Origin of the sequence: Hymenobacter metallilatus, from assembly GCF_003944705.1 — a bacterium.
GTDB lineage: Bacteria > Bacteroidota > Bacteroidia > Cytophagales > Hymenobacteraceae > Hymenobacter > Hymenobacter metallilatus.
Genome location: NZ_RWIS01000002.1, coordinates 80,262 through 99,850, shown reverse-complemented (window position 1 = coordinate 99,850; position 19,589 = coordinate 80,262). Strand labels below are relative to the sequence as shown.

Annotated in this window: 16 protein-coding genes; 11 read left to right on the top strand and 5 right to left on the bottom strand. The window is 63.4% G+C overall.

What is annotated here, in order from left to right; genetic code table 11:
- The first annotated feature begins 49 nt into the window (after positions 1–49).
- On the top strand, positions 50–391 hold the full coding sequence (locus tag EI290_RS03770) for a cupin domain-containing protein (RefSeq protein ID WP_125426929.1): 342 nt from the start codon (positions 50–52) through the stop codon (positions 389–391).
- Between the two features lie 74 nt (positions 392–465).
- Here the strand turns inward: EI290_RS03770 and EI290_RS03765 are convergent, their stop codons facing one another.
- Entirely contained in the window at positions 466–2,448 is a 1,983-nt protein-coding gene (locus tag EI290_RS03765; RefSeq protein ID WP_125426927.1) for a peptidylprolyl isomerase, read from the bottom strand.
- Between the two features lie 159 nt (positions 2,449–2,607).
- On the opposite strand from EI290_RS03765, the gene EI290_RS03760 reads away from it, so the two are divergent.
- Genes EI290_RS03760 through EI290_RS03745 form a run of 4 tightly spaced genes read left to right on the top strand, consistent with a single transcriptional unit; the run spans position 2,608 to position 5,793 of the window.
- A complete protein-coding gene (locus tag EI290_RS03760) occupies positions 2,608–2,895 on the top strand; it encodes a hypothetical protein (protein WP_125426925.1) in 288 nt (95 codons plus the stop codon).
- A 48-nt stretch (positions 2,896–2,943) separates the two neighbouring features.
- Entirely contained in the window at positions 2,944–4,320 is a 1,377-nt protein-coding gene (locus tag EI290_RS03755) for a sensor histidine kinase (protein ID WP_125426923.1), read from the top strand.
- A gap of 41 nt (positions 4,321–4,361) precedes the next feature.
- Positions 4,362–4,757 carry a response regulator gene (locus EI290_RS03750; RefSeq protein WP_125426921.1) on the top strand — a complete coding sequence of 132 codons (396 nt, stop codon included), beginning with the start codon at positions 4,362–4,364 and terminating at the stop codon, positions 4,755–4,757.
- The gene (locus tag EI290_RS03745) at positions 4,747–5,793 is read left to right on the top strand and encodes an adenylate/guanylate cyclase domain-containing protein (RefSeq protein WP_125426919.1); all 1,047 of its coding nucleotides are present in this window, start codon (positions 4,747–4,749) and stop codon (positions 5,791–5,793) included. The genes EI290_RS03750 and EI290_RS03745 overlap by 11 nt, the downstream gene beginning before the upstream one ends.
- An 87-nt stretch (positions 5,794–5,880) precedes the next feature.
- On the opposite strand, the gene EI290_RS03740 is transcribed toward EI290_RS03745, so the two are convergent.
- Positions 5,881–8,562 (bottom strand): cyclic nucleotide-binding domain-containing protein, encoded by a 2,682-nt coding sequence (locus tag EI290_RS03740; protein ID WP_125426917.1) that lies wholly within the window; start codon positions 8,560–8,562, stop codon positions 5,881–5,883.
- A 207-nt stretch (positions 8,563–8,769) separates the two neighbouring features.
- Here EI290_RS03740 and EI290_RS03735 point away from each other — a divergent pair, with 207 nt between their 5' ends.
- A complete protein-coding gene (locus EI290_RS03735) occupies positions 8,770–9,357 on the top strand; it encodes an HD domain-containing protein (protein WP_125426915.1) in 588 nt (195 codons plus the stop codon).
- 153 nt (positions 9,358–9,510) lie between these two features.
- On the opposite strand, the gene EI290_RS03730 is transcribed toward EI290_RS03735, so the two are convergent.
- From EI290_RS03730 to EI290_RS03720, 3 genes are all read right to left on the bottom strand, one after another.
- Complete coding sequence (locus EI290_RS03730; RefSeq protein WP_125426913.1) at positions 9,511–10,563, bottom strand: MJ1255/VC2487 family glycosyltransferase; 1,053 nt, start codon at positions 10,561–10,563, stop codon at positions 9,511–9,513.
- A 100-nt stretch (positions 10,564–10,663) separates the two neighbouring features.
- The gene (locus EI290_RS03725; RefSeq protein WP_185816835.1) at positions 10,664–11,572 is read right to left on the bottom strand and encodes a T9SS type A sorting domain-containing protein; all 909 of its coding nucleotides are present in this window, start codon (positions 11,570–11,572) and stop codon (positions 10,664–10,666) included.
- A gap of 166 nt (positions 11,573–11,738) precedes the next feature.
- Complete coding sequence (locus EI290_RS03720; protein WP_125426909.1) at positions 11,739–12,668, bottom strand: hypothetical protein; 930 nt, start codon at positions 12,666–12,668, stop codon at positions 11,739–11,741.
- Between the two features lie 191 nt (positions 12,669–12,859).
- On the opposite strand from EI290_RS03720, the gene EI290_RS03715 reads away from it, so the two are divergent.
- The 5 genes from EI290_RS03715 to EI290_RS03695 all read left to right on the top strand — a co-directional run bounded on the left by EI290_RS03715 (position 12,860) and on the right by EI290_RS03695 (position 19,517).
- Entirely contained in the window at positions 12,860–13,396 is a 537-nt protein-coding gene (locus EI290_RS03715; protein WP_185816834.1) for a redoxin domain-containing protein, read from the top strand.
- Between the two features lie 22 nt (positions 13,397–13,418).
- The gene (locus EI290_RS03710; protein WP_125426905.1) at positions 13,419–14,996 is read left to right on the top strand and encodes a T9SS type A sorting domain-containing protein; all 1,578 of its coding nucleotides are present in this window, start codon (positions 13,419–13,421) and stop codon (positions 14,994–14,996) included.
- A gap of 153 nt (positions 14,997–15,149) precedes the next feature.
- Positions 15,150–16,619, top strand: a complete 1,470-nt coding sequence (locus EI290_RS03705) for an FAD binding domain-containing protein (protein ID WP_125426903.1) — start codon at positions 15,150–15,152, stop codon at positions 16,617–16,619.
- Positions 16,620–16,746: 127 nt separating this feature from the next.
- The gene (locus tag EI290_RS03700; protein ID WP_125426901.1) at positions 16,747–19,071 is read left to right on the top strand and encodes a xanthine dehydrogenase molybdopterin binding subunit; all 2,325 of its coding nucleotides are present in this window, start codon (positions 16,747–16,749) and stop codon (positions 19,069–19,071) included.
- Positions 19,020–19,517, top strand: coding sequence for a hypothetical protein (locus EI290_RS03695; protein ID WP_125426899.1), 498 nt, complete (start codon positions 19,020–19,022; stop codon positions 19,515–19,517). The genes EI290_RS03700 and EI290_RS03695 overlap by 52 nt, the downstream gene beginning before the upstream one ends.
- Positions 19,518–19,589: the final 72 nt, after the last annotated feature.

Sequence of the window (19,589 nt, the reverse complement as noted above, 5' to 3'; positions counted from 1 at the left end):
GCGTTAGTTCAGCAGCATCTTATTCTGTTCTGCCTTCATTTTTACTTCAATGGCTGATACCACCATCACCAAAGTTGACTCGCGCCACTCCCCGACAGGTTCGGACGGCGAAAAATACCTGGCTTCCGGCACGCATATCTCCATGCGCCTGTGGGAAGACGAACAGCCCGGCGAGCCGAAGGAGCCCTCAGCCCGGCCTTATGAAACGGTGGGCTACGTGCTGAAAGGCCGGGCCGAGCTGCATCTGGAAGGCCAGATGGTGCTACTGGAGCCCGGCAACTCCTGGGTAGTGCCCAAAGGAGCCACACACACCTATAAGGTGCTGGAAACGTTTTCGGCGGTAGAAGCCACCACGCCTCCCGCCCAGGTCCACGGCCGCGACGAGGCGTAAGCTGGCTGCGGGTTGCTGGTTTTAAGGCCCTGCCACTGTCCCTCCAACCACCGGGAGGCACGACAGTGGCAGGGCTATTTTATCAGCTCTATTTTATCAATCCGGTCCCCGATGTCCAGGCGGCTTACCACCTCCATGCCCTGCACCACCTGGGCGAAGATGGTGTAGCGGCCGTCGAGGTGGGGTGTGGGGGCGTGGGTGATGAACCACTGGCAGCTTTCGGTGTCTTTGCCGGCGGAGGCCAGGCCCACGGCGCCTTCGCCGTAACGCCGGTCGGCAAACTCGGAGCGTAGGTTGTAGTCGGAGCTACCCCACCCGTCGCCGCGGGGGCAGCCGCCTTGGGCCACGAAGTTGGGCACTACCCGGTGGAAGTTTTTGCCGTTGTAGAACCCCTGCCGGGTCAGGGCCACAAAGCTGGCCACCGAGCCGGGCGCCTGCTCCACCAATAGCTGCAGTATAACATCTCCCTTGCTGGTGCGCACAATGGCCCGCTGCCCCGCCGGAATGGAGCCCACCAGGGCCCAGTCGATGGGGTGGGTAGCGGCGGCGGCCACGGGCACCGGAGTTGCGGGGCGCTGCTGCAAAAAGTCGATGGTTTGCTGCAAGGACTGCCAGGCTTCCAGGTCGCGGGGCAGGATGAGCTGGTTGCGGGCCTGGAGCAGGAAATCGGGGTTGGGCAGCAGGCGGCGCAGCTCCAGCTTGGGGTCCCGGATGGCTTCGGCGGCGGTGCCCAGCAGGGCCACATCACCCGTCAGGACGCCCCGGCGCAGGGCCAGCGCGAAATCGGGGTAGCGGGCCGCCGGGAAATCGGGCTGGTGGCGCAGGGCCAACAGCGCCTCCATCCCATAGGTACCCAGTACCACCGATTGGTTGGGAGTAAAGGTAGCCTGCTGCACAAAGTCGAAGGCGGCAGGGTCTTCACCGAGGGCTTTCAGCAGGTAGCCCTTCTCGTACACGTCGGTGGCGGCGGCGTACCGCTCCTGAATGGCGCGGCGAATAGCCGCCCGCTCCGGACCGGGCTGCCGGAGGGCGGCGGCCAGCAAGGTAGCCCGCACCCGCCACTGGAGCAGGCGGTTGGCTTTTTCCAGAAACAGTGTTCCAGGCTCGTCGGTGGCATGGGCGAGGAAGAACTCGGCCGCCGCCAGGGCCACCTGGGCATTATCGTCGGTGAGGGCCGCCCAGGCGGCTTCCTTCACCGGCACATACATGGCCTTATTCATAGCCCGCAGCGCACTTACCCGCACCCGGTAGTCGGCGTCGCGGCGGGCCAGAGCAGCCAGGGTGGCCGGCACCGTTGGGGCGGTTGCTGCTTTACCCAAGGCCGAAGCCACCCCACTGCGTACGGCATAATGGGCATCCTGCTGGGCGGCGGCACTGAGGGCGGCGGCATATGGGGCCAGGTTCAGCCCCCGGGTACGGGCCAGGGCATTGGCCGCCGCTATCCGGGCACTAGTGGGGTTGGGGCGGCCTAGCAGCTGCACCAAGCGGGCCACGGCGGCCTCGGAGGTGAGCCCCCGCAGTCCGGCCCGGTATAGGCCCCAGGCCTGCCCGCTGAGCGTGGCGGTATCGGCGGGAATATTGGCAGGCAGCTTCGTGAGCAGAACCAGGAGCTTCCGGGACGTGCAGCGGCCGAGGGCCTCCAGCTCGTAGCGGCGCACGGCGGGGTGCTTTTCCTCGGCAACTACCCGCCAGAGCTCTGTTTCAGCGGTGGAGTCGGCGGTTTGCCCCAAGGCGTAGGCTGCCTTCTGGCGCACACGCCATTCGGCATCCTCCAGGGCGGCCAGCAGCTGAGAAGTGGCAGCCTTATCCTGCACGGAAGCCAGAGCCTCGGCCGCCGCTTCCCGGTACTGGGCCGTTGGGCTGCGCAGGTAAGGCAGCAGCGGGGCCGTGCGGCGCTCATCCTGCAGCGTGGCAATCCGCTGCAGCACACTGTCGGCAGCAAAGCGGTTGGCCACGGTGGCCGGAACGGAGGCAGTGGGGCGCGGGGCACAGGCCGCAAGCAAGGCGCCACCGGCGGCCACTGCCACCACACGGGCCAGAACAGAGTAGGTCGTCATGAGTGCTCTAAGGTAAATACTCTGGCAGGGAAGGCAACGCTCCGCGCCGAAAACCCATCTGCAAAGGGAGCAGCTACCTGCCCGGCGCCGTGGCTCCCAGCGGCCGGCTAGCAAGAAACCTATTTATCCGTGCATATTTACGGCCGTATCCCTCCTTCCATGTTCCGCGCCCCCTTCTGCTGGATTTTACTGGTGCTGCTGCTGGCCGCCCGGCCCAGCCGTGCGCAAACTAAACCGGCCCCGCCCCCACCCCAGAAGGTGCTGACGGTGCGCGTAACGCTGCCCACAGTGCTGGGGAAACTGGGGGAAGTAACGGGCCTGTTACCCAACCCCCGCAAAGCCAAAGCCCAGACGTCAACCGATAACCCGGTGGTAACGCTGGCGGTGCCGCTACCCCGGTTTCTGAGCGGCGCTACCAACCCGCCGCCCGAGCCCACTAAACCCTAACCGGGCCGGCCGTTCTTTCACCCGTTTTTTACGCTTCTGCTTCGCCGCATGGAAATCAACGCCTCCGTTTTTTTGTCTGTTGGGCTGGCTGCCGTGGTAGTGCGGAGTATGCGGCAGTTTCTGGACCTGCCTACCCGCACCCCTCACCTGAACCGGCTGATTGGGTATTTCTGGGCCCCGGGCGTGCTGCTGTACCTGTTCGCGCTGCTCATTCACTGGAAAACCGACCGTTTGGATGAGCTGTACACCATGTTTCTGCTGGGCATGGTGGTGCTGGTGCTGGTGCGGGTGCAGGAGTACCGCCCGGCCCGGACGCTGCTGCTGGCGGTGGTGCCGTACGTGCTGTACGCGGCCATTGAACTGCTGTCGGGGGCGCTGAGCAACGCCTTTCTGCGCGAGTACAAGAGTCTGTTCAGCAACACTCAGGGCTTTGCTATTATCTGGCTGGTGACGTTTGTGCTGATTGCCCGTCGGCAGAAAAAGCACCTGGAAGCCGAGCGGGTGGTGCGGGAGGCGGAGGAAAAGGAAAGACGCGAAATAGCCGCCCAGAACGCAGCACTGGAACGCATGGTGGCCGAGCGCACGGCTTCGCTCACCCTGCAAACCGAGGAGTTACAACATGCCCTGGAAGAACTCAAAACCACCCAGGCCCAGCTGATTCAGGCCGAGAAAATGGCCTCGCTGGGGGAGCTGACGGCCGGCATTGCCCACGAAATTCAGAACCCGCTCAACTTCGTCACCAACTTCTCGGATGTGTCGGCGGAGCTGGTGGCCGAGCTGGAAGAGGAGCAGCAGCGCCCCGACCGGGACCCGGAGCTGGAGGCCGAGCTGCTGGCTGATTTGCGCCAGAATCTCCAAAAAATCACCCACCACGGGCAGCGGGCCGCCAGCATCGTGCGCGGGATGCTGGAGCACTCCCGGGCCAGCACCGGCGAGCGGCAGCCCACCGACCTCAACACCCTGGCCGACGAGTACCTGCGCCTGGCCTACCACGGCCTGCGGGCCAAGGATAAGACCTTCAACGCCACCCTCGACTCCCACTTCGACCCTAATCTGCCCAAAATTAACGCCGTGGCCCAGGACCTGGGCCGGGTGCTGCTGAACCTGTTCACCAACGCCTTTTACGCCGTGCAAAAGCGCAAGGAACAGGGCGAAGCCGGCTACGCACCTACCGTAACCGTAGCTACCCGGCGCCTGCCCGACGGGGCCGTGGAAGTGCGCGTGCGCGACAATGGCACCGGCATTCCGGACGGAGTGCGCCAGAAAATCTTTCAGCCGTTTTTCACCACCAAACCCACCGGCGAAGGTACCGGCCTGGGCCTTTCGCTCAGCTACGATATCGTAACGAAAGGCCACGGCGGCACGCTGGAGGTAGAATCGGTGGAGGGTCAGGGCACAGAGTTCAGTATTATTTTACCCGCCTGAGGCGGCCGGCCCGCCGCCGGTTTGTGTTAGTTTTGCTTCCGATGAAGATACTAGTTGTTGATGATGAGCAGGACGTGCGGACGCTGTTTGAGCAGCGGTTCCGCCGTGAAATCCGCAGCGGGGTGTTCACGTTTTCGTTTGCCTATTCCGGCGAGGAGGCCCTGGCCTACCTGCACGGTCATGCCTCGGAGGTGGTATTGATTCTCTCCGACATCAACATGCCCGGCATGAGTGGCCTGGAGCTGCTGCGCCACATCCGGGAGGAGTACAGCGCCCCGCCGCCTACGCCGCCCCAGGTGATGATGATTACGGCCTACGGCGACGAGGTCAGCCGTCAGCAGGCCCTACAACTGGGGGCCAACGACTTTCTGGCCAAGCCCGTCGATTTTGCCGCCCTTAAGGAGAAACTGCTGCACCTCACCGAGCATGAAAACTAAGATTCTGGTAGTGGATGATGAGGCCGACCTGGAGCTGCTCATCAAACAGAAATTCCGGCGCAAAATCCGGGAGAGTGTGTACGAGTTTGTGTTTGCCAGCAACGGACAGGAGGCCCTCAACACCCTGCAGCAGCACCCCGACCTCGACATCATCCTCTCCGACATCAACATGCCGGTGATGGACGGGCTGACGCTGCTCAGCCGCTTGCAGGAAGCTAACCCGGTGCTCAAAACCGTTATGGTGTCGGCCTACGGCGACATGCAGAACATCCGGACGGCCATGAACCGGGGTGCCTTCGACTTCGTGACCAAGCCCGTAGACTTCCAGGACCTGGAGCTGACCGTGGATAAAACTGCCCAGCACGTGCAGCAGCTGCGCGAAACGCTGCGGGCCATTCAGGAAAACAACATTCTGCGCATGTACGTGGATGAAACCGTGCTCAACTTCGTGGGTCGGCCCGAGTTTAAAAACACGCTCATGGCTTCCGAAACGGTGGAAGCCACGGTGGTGTTCATCGACATCTGCGGGTTTACGTCCCTGTCGGAAGTGCTGCCTCCGGCCGATATTGTGACCATGCTGAACCGGTATTTCGACCAGATGGTGCAGGAAATCATTGCTCAGGGCGGCTACATCGACAAGTTTATGGGCGACGCGGTAATGGCCGTGTTCCGGGGCGAGTACCACCTCGACCGGGCCGTGGATGCGGCCCTGGCCGTGCGCCAGGTAGTGCAGGCCAACGAGGACGTGCTGCCCGATGGCCGCCCCTACCAACCGCTGGTGAGTATCGGCATCAATACCGGCGAAATGGTGTCGGGCAACATCGGCTCGGCCTCGCTTAAGCGGCTGGATTACACCGTCATCGGCGACAATGTAAACGTGAGCCAGCGCCTGCAGTCCGTGGCCCAGCCCGGCCAGATTATTATCACGGAGGCCACTTACCAGCGGGTGAAAGAGTCGTTCCAGTGCCGCCCTCTACATGAGGTTACGCTCAAGAATAAGGCGCATCCCATCATGATTTATGAGGTGGTAGCGTAGCAGTGTGATGGTAGTCGTCATGCTTCGGCACCCTGGCTTGATGCGCCACATGGCCTCTGCATGACGGTCACTCACTCACTCACTCACTCACTGCTTCACCAGTTCGTTCTGCTTGCGCAGGCGCTGGCAGAGCACGCGCAGGATGTTGCGCAGCACTTCGGGGCGTTCCTCCATTACATCATAAAAATCGTCCTGGTCGAGGCGGAAGGCCAGTACGGGGGTTTGGGCCACGGCCGTAGCCGAGCGGGGCTCCGCATCAAGTAGAGCCAACTCGCCGAAAAAGTCGCCTTTCCGGAAGGTGGCCAGCTGCTGCTCACCGTGGAAGACGCCCACTTCACCTTCGTACACAATGAACAGCGAAGCGCCCAGGTCGCCCTTGGCGAAAATGTGCTCCTGCGCCGCAAAGGCCACTTCCTTCATAATGGGCACAATGCTGCTGAGTACATTGGCCGGGGTGGCGGCAAACAGGGCGGTGTGTTGCAGCACGGCCACCCGGTCGGCGGCGGAAAGGTGCGCGGCAGTTGCAGAATGGCTCATCAGAAACTCGGGCAAGGAAGGGTGTTGAAGGAGGGCCGCCTGGTAAGCAGCTGGATAAGCGGGTGCCCAGCGCGCCAGAGCAGCGGCGGCACTTTCGCGCACCAACTGGCTGGAGCTTTGCAGGTGGGGCCACAGTAGTGCAAACCCCGCCGCAGCCGGCTGCCACTGCCCCAGCGCCAGACTAATCGTCCAGTCGGAAAATAACGTTTCACCGCGCTCCACTACCAGCGCCACGGCGGGCACCGGCGCGGGGGCAGTAGGCAGCAAACGGTCGAATACCTGGGCTTTTTCGGCAGCGGGGCGCAGTTCCAGCAACGTTTGCAGGGCCTGGTATATGGGCCGGGCAATGAGGTTGTCGAGGATTTCGAGGGCGTTGGCCTGCCGCTCCCGCGCCGCGTGCGTTACGCTGCGCTGGGCGTCGGCAATGGCCTGGGGCGGGTAGAGCTGGAGCAGCAGCCCAAACAGCCGCTGCTCCAGCCGGTGCAGCTCGTAGGCCAGCGCATCGCGCAGGGGCTGCAGGGTGGCGGCAGCTTTGCCGTGCAGCAGCTGCCGGGCCAGCACTAGCTCCTGCTGCACCAAGCCCTGAAATACGGGCGCATCGGTGGGCTCCGGGGCAAAGCCGCGCAGGGCCCGCAAGGCAGCTTCGCGCTGGAGCAAGGCCGGGCGCTGGGCCAGCTCAACCAGCGCGGTCCGGCTGAGCGGGTGCGGCACGTGGCCCAGCAGGTTGGCCAGGCGGCGCAGCTGGGCATCGTCGGGGGCAGAGTGCAGGGCCGCCGCCAGGGCTGGCGCGGCCGTTGCGCCCAGCTGCCGCAGCTTGACTGTAGCGGCGGGGCGGGCAGTTTTGTCCAGCAGGGCTTGAACCAGGCTGATCAGCTCCTCGGCCGAAGCGGCCGTACCATTCGGTGCCTCGGCCGCAGGAAGCTCCTCGGCCAGGGCAAAGCGGCGGCTCACGGCGTGCTGCAATTCGCCGAGGTACTGCCCGTAGGTGCGGTAGAGTAATAGCAGCGCCCCCGTCATCAGCAGGGCCATCCAGCCGAATGCAAAGCCGGTGCCCAGGGCCGGTAGCCGGTGGGGCAGCAACAGCAGCAATCCGGCCAGGCCCATGCCCAGCGGCTCATAGAGGCCCTTGGCCAGGGTGTGGGCCTGCAACCGCTCGGGGGCCGGCAGGGGCTGGAACAGCACCAGAAATACGGGGTCGAAGAAGGCCCGGCGCAGCACTTCCAGCGTGAGAAACAGGGCGCAGAAGTACAGCAATAGGCCTTCATCGGCCCAGGTATCGTGCCAGCCGTACAGCGCCAGGCCGGCCACTACCAGGCCCGGCAGCGCCAGCAGTACCGGCCGCACCCCGGCCCGGTCGAGCACTTTGCCGGTTACCACCAGCTTCACCACCAGCGCCACCAAGTAGGTAAGCGCCAGCACGGTACTCACGTAGCGCATCACCACCGACTGGTCGTGGAAGCGGTGCTTCACGTGCACAAAGAAGGTGTACTCGATGCCGGTGGTTACGGCCGCAATGGCCAGCATACTCAGGCACATGGTAAGCACCAGGCGGCTGCTGCCGAACCACCGCTGCAACGGCGCTGCCACGGCCTCGGTGCGCTCGGCCCGGGCGCGGGAGTGGGCCGCTACCACATGCTCGCGGCCGGTAGCCCGCAGCACCAGCAAAGCCCCCACGTAGGCCCCAAACGCCAATAGCAGCAGCCACAATAGCTCGGTATGATGATGAATAAGCAGCGCCAGCACGGCCCCCAGGGCTTTGGCGGGCATGTCGCCGGAGCTGATAACGCTGAACAGCCGCCGGCCCTGGCGCACATCGAACACCACCGCCGACACGCCCCAGAACTCCAGATTGGTGAGCAGGTAAATCACGCGGTAGCCCGTCATGATGGCAATGGCGGCCCACACCGAATGGCCCACCGCCACCAGCACACCGATTACGGCCATCAGCGCCACCACGGCCAGCAGTACCCGTACGGCTACCCGTTGCAGGCCCAGGTGGTGCTCGTAGTGGGCGTACACCCGGCCGGCCACTATCATGGCCAGGGCAGCCACGCCGTAGGCTAGCGGCAGATTCCGCTCAGGCTGATTTTCTAGCAGAATTACGTTGGCCGCCACGTACACCAGAATGGTGCCGATGCCCAGCAGAAAGTTATGCAGAAAAAACAGCCCTACCGTGCGCCCTTCCTCCGGACGGATGCCCAGCAGCTGTTGCCAACGTGCGCGTAAGGTCATGTTGAGGAGTGAAGTGATGAGGTGATGGGGCTGACAGGTTACAAGTGACAGAGGCAGGTACAAGGGTGCCACAGAATAAAACCTGTTACCCTTTGCCCCCTCCCTTCATCACCGCATCCCCACTACGCCGCAAGATAGGAGGCTTCGGGCGGGTTGGTCACGGATTTTTTGCGCTATTTACGCCTTCTACGCTCTGCCTGCCACCTCATGGACTGCCTCCGCGCCGAAGCTTACGTACTCGACCAGCTCCGCCAGCACCTCTCCCCTACCCTGTTTTACCACGGCCTGCACCACACGCTCGATGTGGTGGAGCAGGCGCTGGCACTGGCCGCAGCAGAAGGCATTACTGATACGGACGTCATAACCCTCCTGCGCACGGCGGCCCTGTACCACGACTCCGGATTTCTGACCACTTACCAGGGCCACGAGGCAGCCGGCTGCGCGCTGGTCCGGCAGGTGCTGCCGGACTTTGGCTACACAACGCCCCAGATTGAGCTGATTGAGGAGTTGATTATGGCCACCCGGATGCCCCAGAGTCCCGGCTCCCGGCAGCTGGCCCGCATCCTCTGCGACGCCGACCTGGACTACCTCGGCCGCCCCGATTTCTGGCCCATCAGCCAGACGCTGTTTGAGGAGCTGACCGTGCGCGGCCTCATGCCCAACGAAATGGCCTGGCTACAGTTGCAAGTGGAATTCTTAAGCACCCACCGGTACTGGACACCCAGCGCCACAATCCGTCGGGAAGCCCAGAAACAGGCCCGCCTGGCCGAAGTGCAGAAGCGGCTGACTCGCTAAAACGGGTACCCCGGAGCTGTGCTCCGGCTCGCGTCAGAAGGTACTCAACTCAAACAGGAAATTACCCCCAGACGCGAGCCGAAGCACAGCTTCGGGGTACAACTTCTGACTGGCCCAGCTTCGGAATACCCGTTCTTTCGGAAAAACCGCCCCTTATACCTCCGTCAGTAGCCGTTCCAGGGCCGCAAACAGCTCCTTATTGCCTTGCTGCTCGTAGCTCCGCAAAGCCGTTTCAAAACCGGAGAGGTCGTAGAGAAATGCTTTCAGGTTGTCGGGGGTAATGGCCGGAAAGTGGCGGCCGTAGCCCAGCTTTTCTACTTCGGCGGCGTTCAGAAACTGCTCGAACTGCGCCGGAATAGGTACTGCACAAATGGGTTTACCGAGGTATACGGCCTCACTGATGAGCGAGAAACCGCCGTTGGTTACCACAGCCCGGGCACTGGCCAGGTCCTGCAAGAAGCCCTGCTCGCTGAAGGCCCGCAGTTGCACGTTGCCGTGGCTTTCTTCCTTGTTGAACCCGTACACCCGAAACTCCTGCCCCGGCAGCTGCTGCAGCTGCGCCACCAAATCCTTCTGCGTGGTGGCCGACTGGTACACCAGCACGTGCCTGCCTTTGGTGGGATGCAGCGCCAGCACCTCGGGCCGCAGAATGGGCGGCACCAGCGTAGTGCGCTCCTTTATAACGGGAAGCTGAAAGAATGACGTGACCAGGTAGTGCCGGCTGCCCGGCAGCTTGGCCCGCACAATCTGCCGGGCCAGCGTGAGGTTGCCCCGCTCCGGCGGCGGCACCGCAATATCCAGCGCCGCCCGGCTGATAATCTGCATGTTATCAATACTGATAACGGGTAGGCGCTTCCACTTGGCAAACAGAAAGCTGAACGACTCGAAGTCGGAAATAACTACTTCGGGCTCGAACTCGCAGAGCAGCTCCCGGTACTTGCGGAAGTTGATGAGCAGGTTTTCCGGGGCGGAGCGCAGCGTAAGCGCCGCCGTGCGCGACTTCGACACCGTGAGGTGCTTGTAGGCCAGGTGAAAGCCCCGGATTTCGTGTACCCGGCCGGGAAAATTGGCCGCCAGCATCTGGTAGGCGCGGGAGCTGCTCACCACGCACACGTTGTGGCCCTGGCTCAGCAGGTGCCCGATAACTACTTTACTGCGGGTTGCGTGGCCCATGCCTTCACCGGGCACGCCGTAGAGAATGTTCACTGTAGAGGAGCGTAATCAAGCAGGAAAAGAAAACCGGGAACCGGCCCAAGGTACAACGCCGGGCCCGACCAGCCCCAAGCCGAGCTGGCAGCCCCGGCGGCTAGCGCAGAGCCAGCCGCCGCGACACCACGTAGCCACCCGCCCCGCGCACCTGCAACAGATACAGCCCGGCCGCCACCGGGGGCAGCGGCACCACTGCCTGCTGCACGCCACTGGTCAGCGGCTGCAAGTACAGCATCCGGCCGGCGGCATCCAGCAGGCAAATATGCAGCCGACCGGCGGGAGCCGGGGCAGGCAGCCGCACCGTGCAGCTGCCCTGGGTTGGGTTGGGGTATACCTCCAGCTGTCCGGCCACCGGAGCCAATGCCGCTGTAGCCAGAGCCAGCGTCCGGAACGGCAGGCCCGCGCCGCCCGTACCGCCGGAAATGACGCCGTTGGTGCAGTTGGTGAAGAAGGTTACATCGTAGAGGGTTGCGGGCGTGAGGCCCGTAAGCAATAAGGGCGAGCTGGTTACGGTGTAGGTGCGCACCAGAGCCGCCCCCACGCCGGGCTGCACGGCGCGTAGCTCCACGGTGTAGTCGCGCACGGAGCCGGGGGCCAGCCCGAATATAATGGTGGCTTCGGTAGCACCTATCTGGGTGGGCTGCACGTCGTTGGGGCCGCCGCAGTAACCGGGCGTAGTGAAGCCCACCTGCGCGGCCGCTGAGGTCAGACCGTTGGTGCAGTGGCGGGCCACGCGCACGGTATAGGTGGTTTCCGGACTCAGGCTCAGCCGGATGCGGCGGGCAGTAGCGGCTACGGTATAGGTCTGGTTGCCGGGCTGCACACTTACCAGGTAGGTACCCGTGCCCGCCGCGGCTGGCCAGCGCACTACAGCCTGGTAATAGGCAATGCTGTCGGCTGTTAGGCTGGCCGGCGGGTCGCAGACGGCCTGAGCGCGGGTGGGCACGGCCGCCAGCACCAACAGTGCGCCTGGCAGGCTACCGGCGGCCCGGTGTAGGTGTAGCATAGTAAAAAGGCTCATAAGGGATGCAGTAACAAGAATAGCTGACCAGCCGCCCGCCCGGGCCGCCCTACTGACAACTTACGAAACAGCCCGCCGTGCGCTGCACAGCGGGCTGCAAAAAATAGGGCCGGCTTTTCCGTCGGAAACAAGCGCCACCGCGGGCGGCGGCTTACCGGCGCGTGGTCGGAATACGGAACTGCAGGCCCAGGCTCGGAATGAAGGTCAGACCGCTGAGCTTGGCGGTTTTGTTGTTCAGCAGCTGATACTCGCCGTAGTTCTGGTAGTATACCGACAGGGCCGGAATGAAGTAGACGTAGCGGTAGCCCAGCTTGGCGTTGAAGAAAGCACCATAGGAGCCAAAATTGCGCCGGGCCGAGGGCAAAGCAGGCAGAGCCAGCCGACCGGCTGTATCAAACAGGTTGCGGGGCTGAAACCCGTATTTGAAGAAGCTATGCGCGTATACTACGCCGTAGGAAATGGCCCCAACCTCTTCCTCCGCTCCCAACGACTTGCTGAACACCAGCGGGATAATCAGGTCGTGGCGGCTGGCCTCAAAGCCCAGAAACGTGGTGACATCTTCCAGAAACGGAATGCTGGGCAGTTTGCTGCGCTGCGTGGCAAACTGCACCCCAATGCTGCCGTAGGTGGCACCAGCGGCCCCACTGCCCGGGCTTTCGGGCGTACCCACGGGGCCCAGAAACTGGTACATGGCGTCGAATACGTGCGAGCCGAAGCCGTACTTGTAGCCCACGTCCAGCCGGTCGATAACCCCGTAGCGGATATAGAGGTCGGAAGTGGGGCGCACGGGGTCCAGCACGTAGGCCAGGGCCCCAATCTGCAGCTTCTCGATGGTTTGGTTGTAGCGGATGGTGTCCTTGTTGGCCGCTGACTTGGCCGCTTCCAGCAGCGCCGAACCGGTTTTACTCAGGGTTTCGGTGGGCACGTTGAAGGCCATATTGCCACCCACCTTGAACTCGCCGCGGGGCGTCACCTTGCCGGTGCTTACAATAGCGCGGGGCGCAGTGCAGGAGGCGGAAAACAACAAGCTTGCGCCAGCCAGTAGGCTCAGGACGGCGCGTAATAAGAAAACGTGGTTCATCTGATAGACTATATTGAAGCAATGGAGCGGAAACTGCCCCCAGGCCAAAACCGGGCCGAAAGTAGGGAATCCGTCGCAACGCTTCCCGCAAATAAATTCCCCTTGGGATACAGCTGAACTCAATGCCCCGTACTGGGCGTTGCATCCGCACGGGTAGTTTTATTACCTTCCATTCTTTCTTATCCCGTTGCATGGCAGCACGTTACTCTCGTCTTTTTTGCATGTGGTGGCTGGTGCTGGCGGGGTTGCTGCCGGGTGGCTTTACCAGGGCGGCCCCACCCAAAGCGGCCACTACGGCCACGGTATACGTGTTTCTCTCCGATACCTGCCCCATCTGCCAGGCGGCTACCCTCACGCTGCGCCAGCTGCACGCTACTTATGCTGCGCGGGGCGTGCAGTTTGTGGGCGTGTTTCCCGGAACCCATGTGCGGCCCGCCGATATTGTGCTGTTTCAGCAGCAGTACGCCCTTCCATTCCCCCTGCGCCCCGACGAGGGCCAGCTGCTTACGCGCCGGTTTCAGGCCCGCACCACGCCCGAGGTAGTGGTAGCCGGGCCCGAGGGCCAGGTGCTATACCAGGGCCGCATTGATGATGGGTACGCGGCCCTGGGCCAGCGCCGTACCGTGGTGCAGCACCAGGAGCTGCGCGACGCGCTGGCGGCCCTAACAGCCGGCCGCCGGGTGGCTGTGGCACGCACGGAAGCCGTGGGTTGCCTGATTAACCGTTGATTTCTCTGGTCTATTCTGTTGTATGAAGCACATCTTCTCTGCCCTGTTTTCGGCTTTTTTCCTACTGCCGGCGCTGGCCGCGGCCCAGGCCCCACAGGCCCTGAACTACAGTGAGCATATTGCGCCCATCGTGTACGCGCACTGCACGCCCTGCCACCGGGCCGGCGAGGTAGCTCCGTTTCCGCTGACCAGCTACCAGGAGGTGGCCAGCCACGGCCAGACCATCAAGTTTGTAACCGGCATCCGGTACATGCCGCCCTGGAAAGCCGACCCGCAGTACACTCACTTTCTGGACGAAAACACGCTGACTACCGCCCAGATTCAGCAGATCCGGGATTGGGTAGACGGGGGAATGCCTCAGGGAAATCCGGCCCTGGAGCCAGCCCTGCCTACCTTCCCCAGCGGCTCCCAGCTAGGTACGCCCGACTTGGTGGTGCCCATGGCCCAGCGTTTCACCCACCAGGGCAACATGCAGGATATGTACCGGGTATTCGTGCTGCCTACCCGCCTGGCGCAAACCCGTGAGGTGGCGGCCGTGGAGTTCCGGGCCGGCAACAAGCGCATCACCCACCACGCCATTCTGGGCCAGGATACCACCCAGCGCGGCCAGCAGTGGGACGCCGCCGACCCCGGCTACGGCTACACGCGCTTTGGGGGCTTCGGCTTTTCGCCCACCGAGGATAACTGGGCCGGCTGGGTGCCCGGGGCACGGGCCCGTTTCTACCCGGCGGGCCTGGGCAAAAAACTCTACAAGAACAGCAGCATTCTGGTGCAGGTGCATTACGGTCCCACGGCCCTCACCCAAACCGACTCTTCGGTAGTGAATGTGTTTTTCAGCCGGCAGCCCGTGCAGCGCACCGTGCAGACGTTTCCGCTCACGCCGCTGCAACTGGTGAACGGGCCGTTTGTACTGCCGGCCAACACCGTGAAAATGTTCCGGGCCGAGCTGGCCGTACCCATTGATGTGAGCCTGGTGAGCGTGCTGCCCCACGCCCATCTGCTGGGAAAGAGTTGGAAAATATGGGCCCTAAAACCGAATGGCGACACTATTCGCCTCCTCAAAATCAACAGCTGGGACTTTAACTGGCAGGGAGCCTACCGGTTTCCTTCACTACTGAAAATTCCGGCCGGCTCCCGCCTGGTGGCCGAGGGCACCTACGACAATACCAGCAGCAACCCGCGCAACCCTTTCTTTCCGCCCCAAACCATTACCTGGGGTGAGGCTACTACGGCCGAAATGTTTGTGGTGTATTTCGATATAGTGCCCTACCGCCCCGGCGACGAAAGCATCGTGCTCAGCGCGCAGTCGGAGCGGGAGCTGCTGCGGCGGCCCGAGTCGAAGCTGTACCCCATTTACCCCAACCCGGCCAGCCGGGGCCCGGTTACGGTAGGCTTCGCCCTGGCCGGAGCCGAGCCGGTTACCCTTACCCTCACGGACCTGCAGGGCCGCGTGGTGCGCCGTCTGGAGCAAGGCCGCCGGTTTGGGGCTGGTCCGCACGAGGTACCGGTGACCACCGATAACCTTCCGGCCGGACTTTACCTGCTGCAGCTACAAACCCCCACCTTCCGCCAGACCCAAAAACTAGTTCTGACGCGCTAAGGCAATAAAACTGTCGAACTAACCCCTCCAAGCTTTTGCGTGGGCAGTGAAACCGCCGACGTCCCGGGTGCTTGCGCTGTGTTACCGAATTGTTACGCCGGGAGCCGAAAATGCTGTAACTTTCCCTTCTGCTTCCCGAATTTGTGCCCTGCCATGCTCCAGTTTTACCTTAATAACCAGCTCATCCGTACCGCGCAGCCGGCCGGCAGTACCCTGCTCGATTTCGTGCGTTACCATCAGCATCTGAAGGGCACTAAAATTGGCTGCCGCGAGGGTGACTGCGGAGCGTGTACGGTGCTGGTAGGCGAGGTAGATGCGGCCGGCGAAACTGTGCAGTATCAGTCCATGACCTCCTGCCTTACCCCGTTGGGCAATGCCCACGGCAAGCACGTGGTTACGGTAGAGGGCATCAATCAGGCCCGGGGCGGCCTTACGCCGGTGCAGCAGGCCATTGTGCAGGAGGGCGGCTCCCAGTGTGGGTTTTGCACGGTAGGTTTCGTAATGAGCCTTACCGGCCACGCCCTCAGCACCCGGCCCAGCACTGAGGCCAGCGTGCGGGCTTCTATTGATGGAAACATCTGCCGCTGTACGGGCTATAAAAGCCTGGAGCGGGCCGCCACCCAGTTGCAGGAGCAGCTGCAGGCGCGGCCGGCCGCTGCTCCGCTGGCCTGGCTGGCAGAGCAGGGCTACGTGCCCCGGTATTTCGCCGATATGCCCGGCAAGCTGCAGGCCCTGCACAGCGCCGCCACGGCCGCTGCCACCGGCGGCTCCGAAACCACTGCCCCAGCGGCCACTTCCAACGGAATTGACACCCAGGCGGCCGTACGGGCCCGCATCTTGGGCGGCGGCACCGATTTGCTGGTGCAGCAGCCCGAGCACCTGCGGGCCACGCCGGTGCAGCTGCTCTACAGCCAGCCGCAGCTGCGCGGCATCCGGCAGGAGGGCAATACAATTGTGCTGGGGGCGGCCACCACGGCCCAGCAGCTGCTGGAATCGGAGGTGATGCTGGCGGCGCTGCCGCAGCTGCCGCGCTACCTGAAGCTGGTCAGCAGCACGCCCATCCGCCAGATGGGCACCGTGGCCGGCAACTTCATCAACGCCTCCCCCATCGGCGACCTGACGATTCTGTTCCTGGCCCTGGGCGCGGAAATTGAACTACAGAATGCCGCCGGCCGGCACCGCACGCTGCCGCTTACTGAGCTGTACCAAGGCTACAAGCAGCTGGCGAAAACCGCCGACGAGCAGGTAACCGAAATCCGGTTCGAGGCCCCGGCCTCCACCGACGCCTTTAACTTCGAGAAGGTATCCAAGCGCACCCACCTGGATATTGCCAGCGTGAATACGGCCATCTGGCTGCGCCTGGAAGCGGGCGTTATCCGGGAGGCGCGGCTCTCGGCCGGGGGTGTGGGACCCACGCCCATGCTGCTGCCCCGGGCCGCCGAGTCGCTCGTCGGCCAGCCCGCTACCGTGGAAGCCTTGCGCCGGGCTCAGGAGCTGGCCCAGCAGGAAATCAGCCCCATCAGCGACGTGCGCGGTACCGAGCAGTACAAGCGCCTGCTGCTGCACCAGCTGCTGGAAGCGCACTTCGTGGAAACCGGCCTCCTCACCGAAGAACAGCTGTAGAGACGCGACACTTCGCGTCTCAATCGTCGGACGGCCCGCAAGTACTGTCAGTCCTCCCTTCGTTCGGCATGACAATTATCCGCCGTTCTGCCCCACTCATTCACTCATTCACTACGTTACTGCTCCCGTGAACCACCTCGACCCTAACCGCCACGTACGCGGCGAATCCCAGTATTTGGATGATGTGCCGGTGCAGCACGGCACCCTGTATGCGGCCGTGGTGGAGTCGGCGGTGGCGCACGGCCGGCTGCTGAGCATTGATGCCACGGCGGCCCTGGCCCTGCCCGGCGTAGTGCACGTACTCACGGCTCAGGATATTCCCGGTGAAAACCAAATTGGCGGCATCGTGCCCGATGAGCCGTTGCTGGCTGAGGGCCACGTCCACTTCCGGGGCCAGCCGGTGGCGTTGGTGCTGGCCGAAAGTGAGCACGCGGCTCACGCAGCCCTGGCCCATGTGCGCGTGGAGGTGGAGCCCCTGCCCATCATTGTAGACCCGCGCGTAGCCGCTGCCCAGGGCGAGCTGCTGGTACCGCCCCGCACCTTCCGCATCGGCGACTCCGGCGCAACCTGGGCCAGCTGCACCCATGTATTTGAGGGCGTGGCCGAATCAGGCGGGCAGGAGCACCTGTACATCGAAACTCAGGGTGCTTATGCCTTTCCCACGGAAATGGGCGGAGTGCGCATCGTTTCCTCTACCCAGGGCCCCACGGCCGTGCAGCGCCACACGGCCCACGTGCTGGGCCTGGGCATGCACCAGGTAGAAGTGGACGTTACGCGCCTGGGCGGCGGTTTCGGGGGCAAAGAGGACCAGGCTACCCCCTGGGGCGCCCTGGCCGCGCTGGGGGCCTTTGTGGCCCGCCGCCCCGTAAAGCTGGTGCTGGACCGCATGGCCGATATGCGCATGACCGGCAAGCGCCACCCCTACTCCTCCGACTTCAAAATCGGGCTGGATGCCGACCTGAAGATTGTGGCCTACGAGGTGACGTTCTACCAGAATGGGGGCGCGGCGGCCGATTTGTCGCCGGCCGTGCTGGAGCGCACCCTGTTTCACAGCACCAACACCTATTTTATTCCGAACGTAACGGCCACGGCCTACAGCTGCCGCACCAACCTGCCGCCCAATACCGCCTTTCGGGGGTTTGGGGGGCCGCAGGGCATGTTTGTAATAGAGTCGGCCATTGCCTGCGCGGCGGAGCGGATGGGCCTGGCGGCCACCGATATTCAGCGGCGCAACCTGCTGCGCGAGGGAGACCTGTTTCCGTACCGCCAGCCCGCCGAGGGCTGCCACGCCGAGCAGGCCTGGGACACGGCCGCCGAGCTATTCAACCTGCCGGCCCGCCGCCGGGAAGTAGATGAGTTTAACCAGCAGCACCGCTGGCAGAAGAAGGGCCTGGCTGTCATGCCCATCTGCTTCGGCATTTCGTTCACCAAAACCGCCATGAACCAGGCCCGGGCGCTGGTGCACATCTACACCGATGGCTCGGTGGGCGTGAGCACCGGGGCCGTGGAAATGGGCCAGGGCGTGAACACCAAAATTGCCCAGGTGGCCGCCCGCACCCTGGGTATTGGCATCGGCCGCATCAAGGTGGAAAGCACCAACACCACCCGCGTGGCCAACACTTCCCCCTCAGCCGCTTCCGCCACCGCCGACCTCAACGGCAAAGCCACCGAGCTGGCCTGCCTGGCGTTGCGGGAACGGCTGCTGCGGCTGGCTTCCACGGAGCTGCGCCTGAACTACGAAGGCCTGCACATCGAAAACGAGCAGGTGCTGGCCGCCGGCAAACCCGCCGATACTACCTGGGAGAAGTTGGTTTCGGCGGCGTACTGGCAGCGCGTGAACCTTTCCGAAAACGCCCACTACGCCACGCCCGACCTGCATTTCGATGCTACTACCAACCAGGGTTACCCCTTCGCCTACCACGTGTACGGCACGGCTCTGACCACCGTGCAGGTAGATTGCCGCCGGGGCACCTACGAGGTAGAAGCCGTACAGATTGCCCACGACTTCGGCCAGAGCCTGAACCCCCAGGTGGACCGGGGCCAGATTGAGGGCGGCGCGGTGCAGGGCATTGGCTGGATGACGCTGGAGGAGTTGGTGTACAACAACGAAGGCCGCCTGCTGAGCAACTCCCTCAATGCCTACAAAATTCCGGACCTGTACTCGGTGCCCAAGGTGCTGGACGTGCACTTCCTGGATACGCCGGGCCACTCCCGGGCCATCATGCGCTCCAAGGCCGTGGGCGAGCCGCCCCTGATGTACGGCATCGGGGCCTACTTCGCGTTGCGCGACGCGGTGCGGGCATTCAACCCCAATTCCACTATTTCTTTCTCCGCTCCTATGACGCCGGAAAAGGTTCTCGTAAATTTGCACCCCCATTTTACGACCACCCCCTCCGACGCTTGGAACTCACCCGCTCCCTTAACCTCCGTAACCACCTCCGCGGCTTCCTGATTTACGCCGCCGGCGACACGGCCGCCGCCCTGCTGCTGCATCAGTTTTCCTGGCCCCGCCTACTGGGCATGGCCCTGGTAGGCGGCATTCTGTACTCCTGGGAAGTACCCGCTTTTTTCCGCTGGATTGACCGGCAGGTACCGGAGCGCCGCAACGCGGGCCTGGGCCGGCAGTGGCTGCGGGCGACCCTGTCACAGGTGTATTTCAACCCTCTCTGGATAGTACGCCACTACGTATTTCTGCACCTGTTCAGTGGGCAGTTCCAGCAGATTTCGCTGGCATTGGTGCCAGTGGCTACCCGCTCGTTTCTGGTGAACGTTCCGGTGGCCCTGGTGGTAAATTACTACATTCAGAACCGGGTTTCGGCCGAGTGGCGCTTCGTAGCCAGTGCTCTGTTTTCCGGAATTATGGCTGTTTATTACGCCCTGAGCGCCACCTGGGTGTAAGCAACGCTTGCGGCTGAAACCGGACGGCAGCTCCAGACTATATAGATTTTTGAAAATATAGTGTCAGCGCAA

What these genes read in the sequence shown, in the direction of transcription:
- EI290_RS03705 (WP_125426903.1), top strand. Translation starts at nt 15,150, where the DNA reads ATGCTCCAGTTTTACCTTAATAACCAGCTCATCCGTACCGCGCAGCCG.
- EI290_RS03750 (WP_125426921.1), top strand. Translation starts at nt 4,362, where the DNA reads ATGAAGATACTAGTTGTTGATGATGAGCAGGACGTGCGGACGCTGTTT.
- EI290_RS03770 (WP_125426929.1), top strand. Translation starts at nt 50, where the DNA reads ATGGCTGATACCACCATCACCAAAGTTGACTCGCGCCACTCCCCGACA.
- EI290_RS03720 (WP_125426909.1), bottom strand. Translation starts at nt 12,668, where the DNA reads ATGAACCACGTTTTCTTATTACGCGCCGTCCTGAGCCTACTGGCTGGC.
- EI290_RS03725 (WP_185816835.1), bottom strand. Translation starts at nt 11,572, where the DNA reads ATGCTACACCTACACCGGGCCGCCGGTAGCCTGCCAGGCGCACTGTTG.
- EI290_RS03745 (WP_125426919.1), top strand. Translation starts at nt 4,747, where the DNA reads ATGAAAACTAAGATTCTGGTAGTGGATGATGAGGCCGACCTGGAGCTG.
- EI290_RS03740 (WP_125426917.1), bottom strand. Translation starts at nt 8,562, where the DNA reads ATGACCTTACGCGCACGTTGGCAACAGCTGCTGGGCATCCGTCCGGAG.
- EI290_RS03735 (WP_125426915.1), top strand. Translation starts at nt 8,770, where the DNA reads ATGGACTGCCTCCGCGCCGAAGCTTACGTACTCGACCAGCTCCGCCAG.
- EI290_RS03710 (WP_125426905.1), top strand. Translation starts at nt 13,419, where the DNA reads ATGAAGCACATCTTCTCTGCCCTGTTTTCGGCTTTTTTCCTACTGCCG.
- EI290_RS03755 (WP_125426923.1), top strand. Translation starts at nt 2,944, where the DNA reads ATGGAAATCAACGCCTCCGTTTTTTTGTCTGTTGGGCTGGCTGCCGTG.
- EI290_RS03715 (WP_185816834.1), top strand. Translation starts at nt 12,860, where the DNA reads ATGGCAGCACGTTACTCTCGTCTTTTTTGCATGTGGTGGCTGGTGCTG.
- EI290_RS03765 (WP_125426927.1), bottom strand. Translation starts at nt 2,448, where the DNA reads ATGACGACCTACTCTGTTCTGGCCCGTGTGGTGGCAGTGGCCGCCGGT.
- EI290_RS03760 (WP_125426925.1), top strand. Translation starts at nt 2,608, where the DNA reads ATGTTCCGCGCCCCCTTCTGCTGGATTTTACTGGTGCTGCTGCTGGCC.